The organism is Novosphingobium sp. BL-S-34 (genome assembly GCF_056857015.1).
In genome coordinates this window covers 1,877,342-1,895,033 of the sequence record NZ_CM166473.1, presented here as the reverse complement: position 1 = coordinate 1,895,033, position 17,692 = coordinate 1,877,342, and the positions used below count along the sequence as shown (strand labels likewise).

The window sequence follows — 17,692 nt, the reverse complement described above, 5'->3', positions numbered from 1 at the left end:
GCGGCTTCGGCGCACCCGGCCCCGCGCGCAATCGGTCTTGACAACGCCTGCCGATCTGCCAATTGGTAGCGCTATCACTGTAAGAAACATGGGAGGGGGAAATCGTGACGAATCCCGATACTGCATGTCGTTGATGCCTGCCGACTGGACTGCCGGTACCTTCCTGGGCCGTGCCGATTTCGGCGAAGGGCCGAGCCCGATCCTCGTCGTTCGCGGCGAACTGATCGACATGTCCGCCGTGGCCCCCACCGTATCGGCGCTCGTCGAGGCCGGCGATTTCTCCGGTCAGGGCGGCAAGAACCTCGGCGCGTTCGACGCAGAGGCGGTGAACCTGCTCTCCCCGGTCGACCTCCAGTGCGTGAAGGCCTGCGGCGTCACTTTCGCCACTTCCGCCATCGAGCGCGTGATCGAAGAACGCGCGCGCGGTGACTGGAGCGCTGCCGCCGCCATTCGCGAGCGTCTGGAATCGCGCATCGGCGGCCAGATCCGCTCGGTCGTGCCCGGTTCGGAAAGCGCCGCGCAATTGAAGGCCGCGCTGATCGAGGACGGCCTCTGGTCGCAGTACCTCGAAGTCGCCATCGGTCCCGATGCCGAAGTCTTCACCAAGTCGCCGGTGCTCTCCACCATGGGCGTCGGCGCCGAGATCGGCGTGCGTTCGGACTCCAGCTGGAACAACCCCGAGCCCGAGATCGCCCTGCTCGTCGGCAGCGACGGCCAGGCCGTGGGCGCCACGCTGGGCAACGACGTCAACTTGCGCGATTTCGAGGGCCGCTCGGCCCTGCTGCTGGGCAAGGCGAAGGACAACAACGCCTCCTGCTCGCTCGGCCCGCTCGTCCGCATTTTCGACGAGAGCTTCACCATCGATGACGTGCGCGTCGCCGAAGTGCGCCTCTCGATCACCGGTGAGGACCAGTTCGTGCTGCGCGGCACCAGCAACATGGCGGAAATCAGCCGCGATCCGCTGGACCTCGTGCGCCAGACGCTGAGCGAGCACCAGTACCCGGACGGCTTCGTGCTGTTCCTGGGCACGCTCTTCGCGCCCGTGCAGGACCGCGATGAGGAAGGCCGCGGCTTCACCCACAAGGTCGGCGACGTCGTCACCATCGAGAGCGACAAGCTGGGCCAGCTCCAGAACCGCGTCGTCACCTCGCGCGATGCCGCGCCCTGGCGCAGCGGCATTGCGGCGCTCTACGCCAACCTGCTCGCGCGCGGCCTCCTGACCGCCGGATCGCTCAAGGCTTGAAGACCCGAACCATGACAAACCACTCCGCCATCTATCCCAGCCTCAAGGGCAAGCGCGTCCTCATCACCGGGGGCGGCACCGGCATCGGCGCCGGCCTGGTCGAGGCATTCGTGGCCCAGGGCGCCCAGGTCGCCTTCGTGGACATCAATGCCGCAGCCGGCGAGGCGCTCTCTGCCTCGCTGCCGGGCACGCATTTCCGCACTTGCGACCTTCGCGACCTGGATGCCACCGCCGCCACCGTGGCCGAGCTTTCGGGCCTGCTGGGCGGCGTGGACGTGCTGCTCAACAATGCCGCCAACGACGATCGCCACACGATCGACGACGTGACGCCCGCTTACTGGGACGAGCGCATGGCCACCAATCTGCGCCACCAGTTCTTCGCGGCGCAGGCGGTGGTTCCGGGCATGAAGGCGCAAGGCGGCGGCGTGATCCTGAACTTCGGTTCGATCAGCTGGCACCTCGGCCTGCCCGACCTGGTGCTTTACCAGACCGCCAAGGCGGCCGTGGAAGGCATGACCCGCGCCATGGCGCGCGATCTGGGCGCGGACAATATCCGCGTCAACACGATCGTGCCGGGCAATGTCGACACCCCGCGCCAGAAGCAGTGGTACACGCCCGAGGGCGAGGCCGAGATCATGGCCGCGCAGTGCCTGAAGGCGCGCATCCAGCCTGCCGACGTCGCCGCGCTCTGCCTGTTCCTGGCCTCGGACGACGGCGCCATGTGCACCGGGCACGACTACTTCGTCGATGCCGGGTGGCGCTGACGTGACGCCGGAATCCGTCCTCTCCATCGGCGCCACGCTGGGCGAGGGGCCGGTCTGGACCGGCGACCGCCTGTGGTTCGTCGATATCAAGGAACACCGGCTCTACCGGCACGATCCCGCCACCGGCATGCTCGACATGTGGCATGCGCCCGACCAGATCGGCTGGGCGCTGCCGACGGAGCGGGGCGACATGATCGCCGGGGTCAAGACCGGGCTGCACCGTTTCAGCCCGGACACCGGCGCCTTCACGCTGCTTCACGATCCCGAGCCTAGCCGCCCGGACAACCGGCTCAACGATGCCGCCACCGATCCGGCCGGGCGCATCTGGCTGGGGTCGATGCATGACGCGGAGACCGAGGCTTCGGGCGCGCTCTACCGGCTCGACCGGGGGCACTGCGTCCATGCCGGCCTGCCGGAAGTGGTCATCACCAACGGCCCTGCGATCAGCGCGGACGGGCGCACGCTCTGGCACACCGATACGCTGGGCAAGACGATCTGGCGCGTCGCCGTCGATGAAGACGGCGCGCTTGGCCAGGCCGAACCGTTCGTCACCATCGAGGACGGCGCAGGCTGGCCCGACGGCTGCGTGATCGATGCCGAGGGCTGCCTCTGGACCGGCCTGTTCGGCGGCTGGGGCGTGCGGCGCTACGACCCCGCGGGCAAGCTGATGGCCACCGTGAAATTCCCGGTCGCCAACATCACCAAGATCGCGTTCGGAGGCCCGGACCTGCGCACTGCCTATGCCACCACGGCACGCAAGGGCCTGTCCCCCGCCGAACTGGAACAACAGCCGTTTGCAGGCAACGTTTTTGCCTTCGATCCGGGCGTTTCCGGCTTGCCGGTTTGCCCCGCCAACAGCTAAGTCCCGCCAACAGCAAAGTCCCGGCAACATTTTTCGGGCGCCAAAAATAACATCGCGCATCACGATGAAGGGGAAAGAGGAATGACTGCGGCGCAGACTGGGCCAGCGATTGGTTCGGAAAGCCGGATCAACATGGCGTTCATCATCGCTATCGTGGCCGTCGCCACGATCGGCGGTTTCATGTTCGGCTACGATTCCGGCGTTATCAACGGCACCCAGAAGGGGCTTGAAGCCGCCTTCGACCTTGGCAAGCTGGGCATCGGCTTCAATGTCGGCGCGATCCTCGTCGGTTCGTCGATCGGTGCTTTCGCCGCCGGCCGCATGGCCGACATCATCGGCCGTCGCGGCGTGATGATGCTCGCCGCCGTACTGTTCTTCATCAGCGCCCTGGTAGCCGGCGCGGCCGGTTCCTCGGTCATCTTCATCCTCGCGCGCATCGTCGGGGGCCTCGGCGTCGGCGCGGCCAGCGTCATTTCGCCGGTCTATATCTCGGAAGTGACGCCCGCCGCCATTCGCGGCCGTCTGTCGAGCGTGCAGCAGGTGATGATCATCTCCGGTCTCACCGGCGCCTTCGTCGCCAACTTCGCGCTCGCGCGCTATGCGGGCGGTTCCACGGAATCGCTCTGGCTCGACCTTCCGGCCTGGCGCTGGATGTTCTGGCTGCAGTCGATCCCCGCCGCGATCTACTTCTTCGCGCTGCTCATCATCCCCGAGAGCCCGCGCTATCTGGTGGTCAAGGGCCAGGAGCCCCGCGCCCATGCCGTGCTGACCAAGCTGTTCGGCACGGCCGAGGCGGACCGCAAGGTGGCCGAGATTCGCGCCAGCTTGGCCGCGGACCACCACAAGCCCAAGCTCTCCGACCTGATCGACAAGGCCAGCGGCCGCGTGCGCCCCATCGTCTGGGCAGGCATCGGCCTGGCCGTGTTCCAGCAGCTCGTCGGCATCAACGTGGTGTTCTACTACGGCGCCACCTTGTGGGAGGCTGTCGGCTTCTCGGAAGACTATGCGCTCCAGACCAACATCCTTTCCGGCGTGCTCTCGATCGGCGCCTGCCTCGCCACGATCGCGCTGGTGGACCGCATCGGCCGCAAGCCACTGCTGCTGATCGGCTCGGCCGGCATGGCAGTGACGCTCGCCACCGTGGCCTATGCCTTCTCCACCGCCGTCACCGGCGCGGACGGCGCGGTCTCGCTGCCCGGCAACAACGGCGTGATCGCGCTGGTCGCCGCCAACCTCTACGTGATCTTCTTCAATATGAGCTGGGGCCCGATCATGTGGGTCATGCTGGGCGAAATGTTCCCCAACCAGATCCGCGGCTCCGGCCTGGCCGTGGCGGGCTTCGCGCAGTGGATCGCCAATGCGGCCGTCTCGGTGAGCTTCCCGGCGCTGGCCGTCAGCCCGGGCCTGGCCGTAACCTACACCGGCTATGCCTTCTTCGCGGCCGTGTCGTTCTTCTTCGTCCGCGCCATGGTCAACGAGACCAAGGGCCGCGAACTGGAAGAAATGGAAGGCTGACGGATCGGGGGCAGGGGCTGGATAGCCCTTGCCCCCCGTCCTCACGGAAGGCGCTCACGGGCTCAAGCGGCGGCCTCTACCGCTTCACTTCACCGCGCGTCACCTCACCTCACCTCCCAAACTTCGTCATTGCGAGCGTAGCGAAGCAATCCAGAGTCGCGCAGAGCCGCCCTGGATTGCTTCGCTACGCTCGCAATGACGAAGGGGTGGGGTGAAGACAAAGGGAAGGTTCGACGCGTCGCAAGGCACGCCGGCAAGGCGCGCCGGGCAAGGCACGCCAGGCGGGCTCAGGCGCCAGGGCTGGCGTCGGAATCCCGGCGGATCAGCTTGAACTCCGCCACCACATGGGGATGCTCCACGGTGGGTGTGCCCGCGCTTCGCGCGCGGATTTCGCCGATCAGCAGCCGCACGGCGCGGCGCGCCATCTCGGTGGTGGGCTGGCGGATCGTGGTCAGTTCGGGCCAGACCGAGACGGCCAGCGCGGTATCGTCGTAGCCGCAGACGGTGAGCTGGCGCGGCACGTCCAGCCCGCGGCGATGGGCCACGGTGATGGCGGCGGCGGCCATGTCGTCATTGGAGGCGAAGATCGCGGTGGGCGGACTGTCGAGGTCCAGCAACCGCCCTGCCGCTTCCAGCCCCGAGCGATAGGTGAAGTAGCCCTGCGCCACCAGCGCGGGATCGAAGGGCAGGTTGAGCGCGGAAAGCGCCTCGCGGTAGCCGTCGAGGCGCTCGGCGCTGGCGGTCTGGTTCGGGTGGCCGGTGACGAAGCCGATCCGGCGATGCCCCAGCGCGGCCAGGTGATGCGTCATCGTGAAGGCCGCCTCGCGGTCGTCGATGCTGACCGAGAGCGCCCATTCCGGCGCCCGGCCCGTGGCGACTGCCACGACCGGCACGTCGGCATCCTTGAGCGCTTCCAGCACGGCCGGGGAATCGCTGAGCGGCGGCGGCAGGATCACGCCGTCGATGCGGGTGCGCAGCAATTGCGCCACGGCCTTCGCCTCACCGCCGCCCTCGCCGCCTTCCTCGTTGCAGGGCTTGACCAGAAGCTGGGCATGGGCGGCGCTGGTCTCCTCGAGGGCGCCGACCAGGAATTCGCTGAGATAGGCGAAGCTCGGGTTGGAATGGAGCAGGCCGATCCGCAAGTCCTCGCCCCCCGCCAGCGCGCGCGCGGCCGTGCTGGGGGCATAGTTCAGCTCCGCGATGGCGGCCTCCACCTTGCGGCGGGTTTCCTCGCGGACGTTGGCGCCCTTGTTGATCACGCGGCTGACCGTCATCGGCGAGACGCCGGCCAGTCGCGCGACGTCGTCGATCTTGGCGCTGGTGCGCTGCTTGCGCGGACCTCGGGTGGTGCTGCTCATCTGGTTCCCTGGCGGAGCCCCGGCGCTCACGAAGAGCGCCGGGGAATGTTCGCTAACACCACAAGTTACGTTGGTAGCGCAACCATCGAGCGTAAAATCGATGCCTTGTCCAGCGTCCGGCTCAGTGAGGATGCCCGGGGGCGAGCGGGAAGTCCTGCGCCTCGTACCAGGCCAGGTCGTGTTCGGGCGCCGGGGATCCGGCCGGCAGGGCCAGTCCGTTGATCGACATCCAGTAGGCCAGGCTGGCATCGCGCCACCACTTGGCCTCGTTGTGCTGGATCTTGAGGTAGCTGGCGGTCTTCTGCCAGCGCTCGGCATCGACCTGGCCCTTCACGCCCTGCCAGTCCGCTTCCATCTGCGCGACGGTGGCCACGCCGCGATCGTAGTGCGCCACCATCTCGTTCCACAGCGTGCGGCCGGACTTCATCTTCCAGTCCCACGGCAAGTGGTGGAACCACAGCAGTTCGCTTTCCGGTGTCGTGCGCGGATCGGCCAGCAGCTTCGCCACGGCCGGCTCGTACTGCGCAACCGCGTTGCTGCCGGTCTTCGTGCGATCGAAGCCGATGCCGTTCTTGTCGGCCTTGTGGTAGTAGACCGGGTTCCATTCGGGCCGGGCGAGGTTGTTGATCCAAGGGCCGGGGCCGTAGTGGTGGCCGGTGCCCATGACGTGCGCGAGCCCGAGCGGGCCGGTATAATCGACCACCGCCTCGCGCGAGGCCATCATCATCTTCACTGCCGTATCGACCACGCGCGGATCGTTGCCGAAGGTCTGCTGTGCCCATTCGCGGGCGATCGTGTCCGCCGAAAGCGTCGGATCCCAGGCGAGGCGGCCGAAAGCGTACCAGTTGGCCTGGTTGAAGGTGGAGCCCGACCAGTCCCGGTCGCGCCCGACATTGGCGACGCCGGCAATGCCGCTCAAGCGGTGGCCGTAGAGCGAACCGTCGACCACTTTGGCCACGGTCGATCCCTTACCCTTCGCACGGGTGTCGGCCTCCAGCACTTCCTCGAACAAGGGGCCGAGATAGGCGAGGTGGGTGGCGAAGCCGAGGTATTCCTTGGTGATCTGGAGTTCCAGCATCATCGGCGTCTTCGGCATGGCGCCGAACAGCGGATGGAACGGTTCGCGCGGCTGGAAGTCGATGGCGCCGTTCTTGACCTGCACCAGCACGTTGTCCGCGAACTTGCCATCGAGCGGCTTGAATTCGGTATAGGCCTGCTTGGCGCGGTCGTCCGGGTCGGTTTCGGCATAGACGAAGGCGCGCCACATGACGATGCCGTTATGCGGGGCGACGGCGGCGGCCAGCATGTTGGCGCCTTCGGCATGGCTGCGGTGATAGTCGCGCGGGCCGGGCTGGCCTTCGCTGTTGGCCTTGACCAGGAAACCGCCGAAATCGGGGATCGCGGCATAGATCTCGTCGGTCTTGGCCTTCCACCAGGCCTGGACTTCGGGGTCGAGCGGGTCGGCGCTCTTGAGATGGCCGATCTCGATCGGCGCGGAGAAGCGGGCCGAGAGATAGACCTTGATGCCCCAGGGCCGGAACACCTCGGCCAGCGCGGCGGCCTTGCCGATATAAGGCGCGGTCAGGCTTTCGGGCTTGGCGTTGACGTTGTTGAGGACCACACCGTTGATGCCGAGCGCCGCGTTGGCGCGGGCATAGTCGGTATAGCGGGGATCCTTGAAGTCCGGCAGGGTCCACCAGTCCCACAGCGACTGGCCCGCGTAGCCGCGCTCCACCGAGCCGTCGAGATTGTCCCAGTGATTGAGCACGCGCAGCCCGATCTTCGGGGCGGACTGGAGGTCGATCGCGGCCAGATCGGCGCCGGTCTTCTGCGCGCGGATCAGCGCGAAGGCGCCATAGAGCACGGCGCGGTCGGTCTTTCCGGTGACGACCAGTGACTTGCGGCCATCGAGCGTGGCGGCGCGCACCAGATAGCCTTCCTCGCCCAGGGCCGCCGTGGGCAGGCGCAGAGCGGAAAGGGCGGGATCGTCGGCCTTGGCCAGGACCACGGGAAGCGGCGCGGCGGTCAGGTCGCGGCGCAGTTCGCCGGCGGCGCGGTCCAGCGTTTCGGACTGGCCGATCACGCGGATTTCGCTCGCTTGCGATGCCGGATTGGCCGCAGGGGCCAGCCAGAGGTCGTAGCCATCGTTTGCAAAGGCAGGCGTGCCAGCGAAGCCCAGCGCCGCAAGGCATACGCCAATCGTCAGAAGCCGCTTCTTCATCATCCTCCCCTGTGTCCCAAAATCATGGCCCTGTGGCCGGATTAATTAGCGCCGCGATGCCATTGACAAGCTCGTTCATTGTCGCGCATGATACCGCTAACACACAAAGTTCAGGGCAGGCAACAGTGTTTGCCGTCCGATTGGGAAATGAACCCAACGCGGTTCAAGGGGATGCAGGGGAGAAATATGATTTTTCCGGTTTGTCTGACGCATGCGCAAACGCGCCGTTTGCGCGTGGTTGCGGTATCATGATCGCTGCCCAGGTGAAACGCCGCGAACTGCTGCGCTGGGGCGCGGGTGCCTCGATGCTGGCCTTCCTGCCGGTTGCCGCGCGCGCCGCGACTCCGCTTTACAAGGATCCCAAGGTCCCGGTGGACCTGCGCGTCAAGGACCTGATGGCCCGCATGACGCTGGACGAGAAGGTGGCCCAGCTCGTCACCCTCTCCACCCGCAAGCGCGAGATCATGGACGAATCGCGCGCTTTCGATCCGGCGCTCGCCAGCAAGAACCATCCCGAGGGCATCGGCCAGATCGCCCGCCCGTCTGACCGGGGCGGCGCGGCCACTGCCAACAATACCGGCACCGACGTCACCGGCCGCTGGCGCAAGCCCGCCGATACCATCGCTTTCGTCAATGCCACCCAGAAGTGGGCGCGCGAGCAGACCCGCCTCGGCATCCCCGTGCTGTTCCACGAGGAATCGCTCCACGGCTACATGGCGCCGGAGGCCACCAGCTTCCCGCAGGCCATCGCCATGGCCGGCAGCTTCGACACCGATCTGGTGGAGCGCGTGCAGTCGGTGATCGGCCGCGAAGTGCGCGCCCACGGCTCCACCCTGGCGCTGTCGCCGGTGGTGGACATCGCCCGCGACCCGCGCTGGGGCCGTATCGAGGAAACCTTCGGGGAAGACCCCTATCTCTGCGGAGAAATGGGCGTTGCCGCCGTGCGCGGCCTTCAGGGTGAAGGCAAGGAACTGGCCGAGGGCAAAGTCTTCGCCACGCTCAAGCACATGACCGGCCACGGCCAGCCCGAGGCCGGCAACAACGTCGCCCCGGCCCCGCTCGGCAAGCGCGAGCTTTACGACAGCTTCTTCCCGCCGTTCCGCGAAGTGGTGCGCCGCACCGGCATCGCCGCGGTCATGCCTTCCTACAACGAGATCGACGGCATCCCCAGCCACGCCAACCGCTGGCTGCTGAACGACGTGCTGCGCGGCGAATGGGGCTTCGACGGCGCCATCGTCAGCGACTATGCCGCGATCGGCGAACTGGCGAGCTTCCACCACCTTGCCGCCGATATCCAGGGCGCGGCGCGCCTTGCCCTCCACGCGGGCGTCGATTGCGACCTGCCCGACGGCGAGGCCTATCGCACCCTGGCCGATCAGGTCCGCAAGGGGCTGGTGCCGCTTGCCGCCGTCGATACCGCCTGCCGCCACATGCTGACGCTGAAGTTCCGCGCCGGCATGTTCGAAGCCGGGCCGGTCGATCCCAAGGCGTCCACAAAGCTCACCGCCAATGCCGAAGCCCGCGCCCTGGCGCTGGAAGCGGCGCGCAAGTCGATCTGCCTGCTCAAGAATGCCCAAGGACCAAACGGGGGCGTGCTGCCGCTGACGGCAGGCGCGCAGAAGCGCATCGCCGTGATCGGGCCGAACGCCAATGTCACGCGCCTCGGCGGCTATTCGTCCGAGCCGCGTTCCAGCGTGAACCTTGTCGAAGGCATCAAGGCGCGCGTTGCTGGCAAAGCCGAAGTGGTCTTCGCGCAGGGCGTGTTCATCACGAAAAGCGAGGACCGCTCGGCAAACGAAGTGCTGCTGGCGGACCCTGCGAAGAACCGCGCCCTGATTGCAGAGGCGGCCGAAGTCGCGAAAGCCAGCGACGTGATCGTGCTGGCCATCGGCGATACCGAGCAGACCAGCCGCGAAGGTTACGCGAAGAACCACCTCGGCGACCGTACCGACCTCGACCTCGTGGGGGAGCAGAACGAACTGTTCCGCGCCCTCAAGGCGACCGGCAAGCCGGTGATCGTCGTCGCGCTCAACGGCCGCCCGCCTTCGTGGCCGACCGTGGCCGAGCAGGCCGACGCGATCCTCGAATGCTGGTATCTCGGCCAGGAAGGCGGCACCGCCATGGCCGAGGCGCTGTTCGGAGACGTCAATCCCGGTGCCAAGCTGCCGGTCACCGTGGTCAAGGACGTCGGGCAGGTGCCCTTCTTCTACAACCACAAGCCCTCCGCCAAGCGCGGCTATCTCTTCACTGAGACGGCGCCGCTCTATCCGTTCGGCTTCGGCCTCAGCTACACCACCTTCACCGTGGGCGCGCCCAGCCTTTCGGCGCCGCGCATCGGCCTTTCCGGCAATGTCACCGTGTCTGTCGACGTGACCAACACCGGCCAGCGCGCCGGCGATGAAGTGGTGCAGCTCTATGTCCACGATCAGGCCGCGAGCGTAACCCGCCCGGTCATGGAACTGCGCGGTTTCCGCCGTGTCACGCTGAAGCCCGGCGAGACGCGCAGGATCGAATTCACCCTCGGCCCGGACGACTTCAGCCTCTGGAACGAGGACATGCGCGAAGTCGTCGAACCCGGCCTGTTCGATATCCTGGTCGGCGCCAGCAGCGCCGATCTCAAGACCACCACTCTCGAAATCGCCTGAGGATCCTCCCCATGCCCAAGATCGTCGATGCCAAAGTCATCATCACCTGCCCGGGTCGCAACTTCGTCACGCTGAAGATCACTTGCGACGACGGCACCACCGGCGTCGGAGACGCGACCCTCAACGGCCGCGAGCTGTCGGTGGCCAGCTACCTGACCGACCACGTCATCCCCTGCCTGATCGGCCGCGACGCGCACCGCATCGAGGACGTCTGGCAGTACCTCTACAAGGGCGCCTACTGGCGCCGCGGCCCGGTGACGATGACCGCCATCGCCGCCGTCGACATGGCGCTGTGGGACATCAAGGGCAAGATCGCCGGCCTGCCGGTCTACCAGCTGCTGGGCGGCGCGAGCCGTGAAGGGGTGATGGTCTACGGCCACGCCAACGGCACCACGATCGAGGACACGATCAACGTGGCGCTCGACTATCAGAAGCAGGGCTACAAGGCGATCCGCCTCCAGTGCGGCGTGCCCGGCATGGCTTCGACTTACGGCGTCTCCAAGGACAAGTACTTCTACGAGCCCGCCGACGCCGATCTGCCGACCGAGAACGTCTGGAACACCGCGAAGTACCTGCGTGTCGTGCCCGAACTGTTCAAGGCCGCGCGCGAGGCGCTGGGCTGGGACGTGCACCTGCTGCATGACATCCATCACCGCCTGACCCCGATCGAGGCCGGCCGCCTCGGCAAGGATCTGGAGCCCTACCGCCCGTTCTGGCTGGAAGACGCGACGCCTGCCGAGAACCAGGAAGCGTTCAAGCTCATCCGCCAGCACACCACCGCGCCCCTGGCCGTGGGCGAGATCTTCAACTCGATCTGGGACTGCAAGGACCTGATCCAGAACCAGTTGATCGACTACATCCGCGCCACCGTGGTCCATGCGGGCGGCATCACGCACCTTCGCCGCATCGCCGCCCTGGCCGATCTCTACCAGATCCGCACCGGCTGCCACGGCGCCACCGACCTCTCGCCGGTCTGCATGGCCGCCGCGCTGCACTTCGACCTTTCGGTGCCGAACTTCGGCGTGCAGGAATACATGCGCCACACGCCCGAGACCGACGCGGTCTTCCCCCATGCCTATACGTTCGAGAACGGCATGATGCACCCGGGCGAAGCGCCGGGCCTGGGCGTGGACATCGATGAGGAACTGGCCGCCGGCTACGAATACAGCCGCGCCTTCCTGCCGGTGAACCGCCTCGAAGACGGCACGATGTACAACTGGTGAGCGTGGTGAACGGCGTGACGCCACTCAAGGCCGCGGCGACCGGCCCGGGGAAACCCGCGGGCCGGATCCGCTGGATCGTCTGCGCGCTGCTGTTCGCGGCGGTGGTGCTGAGCTATGTGGACAGGCTGGTCCTGCCCACGCTCAAGCCCGAGCTTCAGGCCCGCTACGGCTGGAGCGAGAGCGGCTATGCCGACCTCGCGATCTGGTTCCAGGCGGGCTACGGCATTGCCTATGTCGTGTTCGGCAGGCTGATCGACCGGCTGGGCGCGCGGGCGGGCTATGCCCTGGCCGTGACGCTCTGGACGGTGGGCCACATGGCGCACGCGCTGTTCACGTCCACCAGCGGCATGCTCCTGGCGCGCATCCCGCTCGCCATCGGCGAGGCGGGGACATTCCCCGCCGCCATCGCCGCCACCAACGAATGGTTCCCCAAGCGCGAGCGCGCTTTCGCCATCGGCATCTTCAACGCCGGTTCCAACGTGGGCGCGATCCTGACGCCGCTGGTGGTGCCGGTGATCGCGCTGACGCTCGGCTGGCGCTGGGCCTTCATCCTCACCGGCCTGCTGACGGTGGTGTGGCTGGCGGCCTGGCTCGGCTTCTACCGCCGCCCGCGCGACAAGAAGAACCTCAGCGCCGAAGAACTGGCCTGGATCGAGGCCGATCCGGTGGAGAAGCCGCGCCCGGTCAAGTGGCGCGCGCTGTTCGGCTATCGCCAGACCTGGGCCTACATGATGGGCCGCTTCCTGATCGATCCGGTCTGGTGGACCTTCCTGTTCTGGCTGCCGGATTTCTTCAACAAGCAGTTCGGCGTGAAGATGCTGGACTTCGGCCCGCCGCTGATCGCGGTCTATATCCTGGCCGACATCGGTTCGGTGCTGGGCGGCTGGGCTTCCTCGCGCTTCATCGGCCGCGGCTGGAGCGTCAACCGTTCGCGCAAGACGGCGATGTTCATGGCCGCGCTTTGCGCCGTGCCGATCGCCATGGCGCCGAATGCGCCGGGCCTGTGGACGGCCGTGGCGCTGGTGGGCCTCGCCTGCGCGGGACACCAGGGCTTCTCCGCCAACCTCTACGCGCTTCCCGGCGATACCATGCCGCGCTGGATGACCGGATCGGTCGTCGGCCTCGGCGGTCTTTCCGGGGCGCTGGGCGGCATGCTCATGGCCAAGTTCGCCGGCGCCATCCTTGAAAGCGTGGGCAGCTACGAGCCGATCTTCGTCGTGGCCTCCTGCGCCTATCTCGTGGCGCTCGGCGTCATTCACCTGATCCTTCCCCGCTACCAGGTCGCCGATCCCGACGGCGAGAAAGTTCCCGCATGACTCGTCCCCTCGTTCCCCACCCAGACCGCCTGTTCCCCGCCGATCCGGGCACCCGCGCCATCGCGCGCGCGCTCTACGAAGGCGTGAAGGACCTGCCGATCGTCAGCCCGCATGGCCATACCGACCCGTCCTGGTTCGCCTATGACCAGCCGTTCACCGACCCTGCCTCGCTGCTGATCGTGCCGGACCACTACGTGTTCCGCATGCTCTATTCGCAGGGCGTGGCGCTGGAATCGCTGGGCGTGCCCAGCGTGGACGGCAGCCCGGTGGAGCAGGACCCGCGCAAGATCTGGGCGATCTTCGCGCAGCACTATCACCTGTTCCGCGGCACCCCTTCGCGCATGTGGCTGGACTGGGTCTTCGCGGAAGTGTTCGGCCTCGATGTGCTGCTGGATGAGAGCACGGCGGACCACTACTACGAGGTGATCGACGCCGCGCTGAAGACCGAGGCGTTCCGCCCCCGCGCGCTGTTCGAGGCCTTCAACATCGAACTGATCGCCACCACCGAAGGCCCGCTCGACCCGCTGGCGCATCACCGCGCGATCCGGGAAAGCGGCTGGAACGGCCGCGTCGTCACCGCCTATCGCCCCGACCCGGTGGTCGATCCCGAAACGCCGGGCTTCGCCGCCAAAGTGGCGAAGTTCGGCGAGATGGCGGGTGAGGATGTCTCGACTTACGCGGGCTATCTGGCCGCGCACCGCTTCCACCGCGCCCGCTTCCGCGAAGCCGGAGCCACCTCGACCGATCACGGCCATCCCAGCGCCCGCACCGCCGATCTCTCGCCAGAGGATTGCGAGGCGCTCTACCAGCGTGTCCTGTCGGCACCGGGCAAGGATGACGCCGAACTGTTCCGCGCCCAGCTCCTCACCGAAATGGCCGGGATGAGCGTGGAAGACGGCATGGTCATGCAGCTTCACCCCGCAGTCCATCGCAGCCACAACCAGGCCGTGCTCGACCGCTTCGGCCGTGACAAGGGCGGCGATATCCCGCTGCCCGGCGAATTCGTGCAGGCGCTGAAGCCCCTGCTCGACCGCCATGGCAACGACCCGCGCCTGACCCTGATCCTCTTCACGCTGGACGAGGACGTCTATTCGCGCGAACTGGCGCCGCTCGCCGGGCACTATCCCTCGCTGCGCCTTGGCCCGCCCTGGTGGTTCCACGATTCCCCCGAAGGCATGCGCCGCTTCCGCGAGCGCACGACCGAGACATCGGGCTTCTACAACACCGTCGGCTTCAACGACGATACGCGTGCCTTCCTCTCGATCCCCGCGCGGCACGACGTGGCCCGCCGCATGGACTGCGCCTGGCTGGCGCAGCTCGTGGCCGAACACCGCCTGCCCGAGGATGAGGCGCACGAAGTCGCCCGCGCCCTCGCTTACGATCTCGTCAAGGCGGCGTACAAGCTGTGAGACTTTCCGAAGAGACCCTCGGCCAGGTTCCGACCTCCGTCGCCCGTCCCGCCTATGACCGCGCTGCGGTCAAGGCGGGGGTCGTCCACCTCGGCATCGGTGCCTTCCACCGCGCGCATCAGGCCGCCGTGTTCGAGGCGGCGCTGGCTTCGGGCGACTTGCGCTGGGGCGTGGTCGGCGTCTCGCTGCGCTCGGCTTCGGTGCGGGACCAGATGAACCCGCAAGACGGCCTCTACACCCTGCTGGTGCGCGAAGGCGCGGTGCAGACCCCGCAGATCATCGGCGCCGTGCAGCATGTGCTGGTCGCCCCGGAAGAGCCGGAGGCGGTGGTGGCCGCGCTGGCCTCGCCGGGCACGCACCTCGTCACGCTGACCGTGACCGAGAAAGGCTATTGCCTCGATCGCAAGACCGGCAGGCTCATGGCCGAGGACGCCGATGTCGCCGCCGATCTTGCCGGGCTGGAGCGTCCGCGCACGGCGGCGGGCTTCCTCGTCGCGGCGCTTGCGCGCCGGCGGGCGGAGGGCCTCGCTCCGCTTTCGATCCTCTCCTGCGACAACCTACCCCACAACGGCGCGCTGCTGAAAGGCGCGGTGCTCGCCATGGCCGAGGCGCACGATCCCGCGCTCGCCGCCTGGATCGCGCAGGGCTGCACGTTCCCGGCCACCATGGTCGACCGCATCGTGCCCGCCACCACGGACGAGGACATCGCCGGTCTCGCCGCGCTGACCGGCGTGGAAGACCGGGCCATGGTGAAAGCCGAACCCTTCCTGCAATGGGTGATCGAGGACAGCTTCGCAGGCGAGCGGCCTGATTTCGCCGCGCTCGGCGTCCAGCTGACCGATGCGGTCGCCCCGTGGGAGGAAGCGAAGCTGCGCCTGCTCAACGGCGCGCATTCGGCCATCGCCTATCTCGGCGGGCTGGCAGGCGACGCGTTCGTCCACGAGTTCGTCGGCACCGCGCAGGGCCGTGCTTTCGTCGAGCGGCTGTGGGACGAAGTGGTGCCCACGCTGAACCCGCCCGCCGGGCTCGACGTGCCGGCCTACCGGCAGGAACTGATGGCCCGCTTCGCCAACAGCGCGCTCCAGCACCGCACCCGCCAGATCGCCATGGACGGATCGCAGAAGCTGCCGCAGCGCCTGCTCGCGCCGCTGGCCGCCGTGGCGGAGCAGGGCGGTTCCTTCGCGGCCATCACGCTGGCCGTTGCCGCATGGGTACGCTGGCAGGCGGGCACGAGCGACGCGGGCGAGAGCTTCGCCATCGACGATCCCGCCGCTGCCGCCCTTGCCGATGCACTGCGCCTTGCGGCCACGCCGCGCGCCCGGGTCACCGCAGCCCTCGGCGTGCTGGGCCATGTGCCCGATGCCGCCGTGCTCGACGCCGTGGCCGCCCATCTCGGCCATCTCGAAACTTCCGGCGCCCGCGCCGTCATCACTGCATTCCTGGGAGAGAACGCATGACCCTCCGCACTGCCCTGCTGGCGGTCTCGGCCCTTGCGGCCAGCCTGAGCCTCGCCGCTCCCGCCCTGGCCGATGCGCCGCGTCTGGAGACCAAGGGCGATACGAAGCAGCTGATCGTGAACGGCAAGCCGATGCTGATGATCGCGGGCGAGCTGAGCAATTCGGCTTCCTCCAGCGCCGCCTATATGGCGCCGCACTGGAAGCGGCTGAAGGAGATGAACCTCGATACCGTGCTGACGCCGGTGTCGTGGGAACTGATCGAACCCACCGAGGGCACGTTCGAATGGTCCTCGGTCGATTCCCAGATCAAGGCGGCGCGCGCCAACAACCTCAAGCTGGTGGTGCTGTGGTTCGGGGCGTGGAAGAACTCCATGTCCACGTACATCCCGGCCTGGGTCAAGCGCGACCAGCAGCGTTTCCCGCGCGCGCAGCTTCCCAATGGTCAGGGCGTGGAGATCCTCTCGACGTTCGGGGCCGAGACGCTGAAGGCCGACGAGCGCGCCTATGCCGCGCTCATGGCGCACCTCAAGGCGGTGGATTCCACGCAGAATACCGTCGTCATGGTGCAAGTGGAGAACGAGATCGGCATGTTGCCGGTCGCGCGCGACTACAGCGCCGCCGCCAATGCCGCCTACCGCGAGCCGGTTCCGGCCGAACTGGTCAACTACCTCGTCGCTCACAAGGATTCGCTGGTTCCGGGCATGCGCCGGATGTGGCTCGAACGCGGCGCGCGTACCAGCGGTTCGTGGGACGAGCTGTTCGGCGGCGGCGATGCCGCGGCGGAAGTCTTCGCGGCGTGGCACTATGCCCGCTTCGCCGACCAGCTCGCCGCGGCGGGCAAGGCGGCCTATCCGATCCCGATGTACGTCAACGTCGCGCTCAACCGCCCGGGCCGCATCCCCGGCGAATACCCGAGCGGCGGCCCGCTGCCGCACTTGCTCGACGTCTGGAAGGCCGGAGGGCCGCACCTCGATTTCCTGGCGCCGGACATCTACTTTTCCAGCTTCGTGGACATCGTGAACGGCTACAAGCGCCCGGACAACGTGCTGTTCATTCCCGAGGCGCACAATTCCACCAATCCGGTGGCGCCCGCCAATGCGTTCTACGCCATCGGCCAGCTCGACGCGATCGGCTTCGGCCCCTTCTCCATCGACTCGGTGGACGAGGATCCCGGCGCGCTCAAGGATGCCTACGGCGTGCTCCAGCAGCTCAAGCCCTACATTCTCGATGCGCAGGGCACCGATCGCATGGTCGGCTTCAAGCCGCGCCAGCTCTATGACGAAACGCTGGTCTACGAGCCGGAAACCCGCGATGTCGGCCCCTATCGCTTCACCATCGCCTATGCCGATATCCAGCGGCCGGTGGCCAATCCCGGCGCCGACGCCTCGGTACCGGGCACCACTGCGGCGATCGCGGCGGCAGGCGGCATGATCATCCAGATCGGACCGGAAGAGTATCTGATCGCCGGGCAGGGCATTACCGTGACGTTCAAGCCCAGGACCGGCAAGGCTGCGCTGGCCGGGATCGATTCGGCGTTCGAGGGCGAATTCGATTCGACCGGCAAATGGGTGCCCGGCCGCCTGCTCAACGGCGACCAGACTCACCAGGGCCGCCACATCCGCCTGGAGTCCGGAAAGTGGCAGATTCAGCGGGTAAAACTCTATGATTACGATTGAAAG

12 protein-coding genes are annotated in these 17,692 nt (G+C 67.4%); 10 read left to right on the top strand and 2 right to left on the bottom strand.

Translation table 11 applies throughout. The annotated features are described in order from the left end of the window. Nucleotides 1-124 precede the first annotated feature (124 nt). Genes AC1VV3_RS22090 through AC1VV3_RS22075 form a run of 4 tightly spaced genes read left to right on the top strand, consistent with a single transcriptional unit; the run spans nt 125 to nt 4,384 of the window. A complete protein-coding gene (locus AC1VV3_RS22090; RefSeq protein WP_482962509.1) occupies nt 125-1,243 on the top strand; it encodes a fumarylacetoacetate hydrolase family protein in 1,119 nt (372 codons plus the stop codon). Nucleotides 1,244-1,254: 11 nt separating this feature from the next. Then, nucleotides 1,255-2,007 (top strand): D-xylose 1-dehydrogenase, encoded by a 753-nt coding sequence (xylB, locus tag AC1VV3_RS22085; protein ID WP_132267658.1) that lies wholly within the window; start codon nt 1,255-1,257, stop codon nt 2,005-2,007. Beyond that, entirely contained in the window at nt 1,991-2,869 is an 879-nt protein-coding gene (locus tag AC1VV3_RS22080; RefSeq protein WP_482962508.1) for an SMP-30/gluconolactonase/LRE family protein, read from the top strand. The genes xylB and AC1VV3_RS22080 overlap by 17 nt, the downstream gene beginning before the upstream one ends. 51 nt (nt 2,870-2,920) lie before the next feature. Beyond that, nucleotides 2,921-4,384 (top strand): sugar porter family MFS transporter, encoded by a 1,464-nt coding sequence (locus AC1VV3_RS22075; protein WP_279388331.1) that lies wholly within the window; start codon nt 2,921-2,923, stop codon nt 4,382-4,384. 287 nt (nt 4,385-4,671) lie between these two features. Here AC1VV3_RS22075 and AC1VV3_RS22070 read toward each other — a convergent pair whose 3' ends face one another. After that, the gene (locus AC1VV3_RS22070; RefSeq protein ID WP_482962507.1) at nt 4,672-5,742 is read right to left on the bottom strand and encodes a LacI family DNA-binding transcriptional regulator; all 1,071 of its coding nucleotides are present in this window, start codon (nt 5,740-5,742) and stop codon (nt 4,672-4,674) included. 121 nt (nt 5,743-5,863) lie between these two features. Continuing rightward, entirely contained in the window at nt 5,864-7,966 is a 2,103-nt protein-coding gene (locus AC1VV3_RS22065; RefSeq protein ID WP_482962506.1) for an alpha-glucuronidase family glycosyl hydrolase, read from the bottom strand. A gap of 245 nt (nt 7,967-8,211) precedes the next feature. On the opposite strand from AC1VV3_RS22065, the gene AC1VV3_RS22060 reads away from it, so the two are divergent. Genes AC1VV3_RS22060 through AC1VV3_RS22035 form a run of 6 tightly spaced genes read left to right on the top strand, consistent with a single transcriptional unit; the run spans nt 8,212 to nt 17,689 of the window. Continuing rightward, nucleotides 8,212-10,608: a glycoside hydrolase family 3 N-terminal domain-containing protein gene (locus tag AC1VV3_RS22060; RefSeq protein ID WP_482962505.1), complete on the top strand. Its 2,397-nt coding sequence runs from the start codon at nt 8,212-8,214 to the stop codon at nt 10,606-10,608. Between the two features lie 11 nt (nt 10,609-10,619). Next, nucleotides 10,620-11,831: a D-mannonate dehydratase ManD gene (manD, locus tag AC1VV3_RS22055; RefSeq protein WP_132267648.1), complete on the top strand. Its 1,212-nt coding sequence runs from the start codon at nt 10,620-10,622 to the stop codon at nt 11,829-11,831. Nucleotides 11,832-11,845: 14 nt separating this feature from the next. After that, on the top strand, nt 11,846-13,147 hold the full coding sequence (locus AC1VV3_RS22050; protein ID WP_482962503.1) for an MFS transporter: 1,302 nt from the start codon (nt 11,846-11,848) through the stop codon (nt 13,145-13,147). Continuing rightward, a complete protein-coding gene (gene uxaC, locus AC1VV3_RS22045) occupies nt 13,144-14,556 on the top strand; it encodes a glucuronate isomerase (protein WP_482962502.1) in 1,413 nt (470 codons plus the stop codon). Before AC1VV3_RS22050 ends, uxaC begins: the two co-directional genes overlap by 4 nt. After that, nucleotides 14,553-16,013 (top strand): mannitol dehydrogenase family protein, encoded by a 1,461-nt coding sequence (locus AC1VV3_RS22040; protein ID WP_482962501.1) that lies wholly within the window; start codon nt 14,553-14,555, stop codon nt 16,011-16,013. Before uxaC ends, AC1VV3_RS22040 begins: the two co-directional genes overlap by 4 nt. Beyond that, nucleotides 16,010-17,689, top strand: a complete 1,680-nt coding sequence (locus AC1VV3_RS22035; protein WP_482962500.1) for a GH35 family beta-galactosidase — start codon at nt 16,010-16,012, stop codon at nt 17,687-17,689. The genes AC1VV3_RS22040 and AC1VV3_RS22035 overlap by 4 nt, the downstream gene beginning before the upstream one ends. The last annotated feature ends 3 nt before the right edge of the window (nt 17,690-17,692 follow it).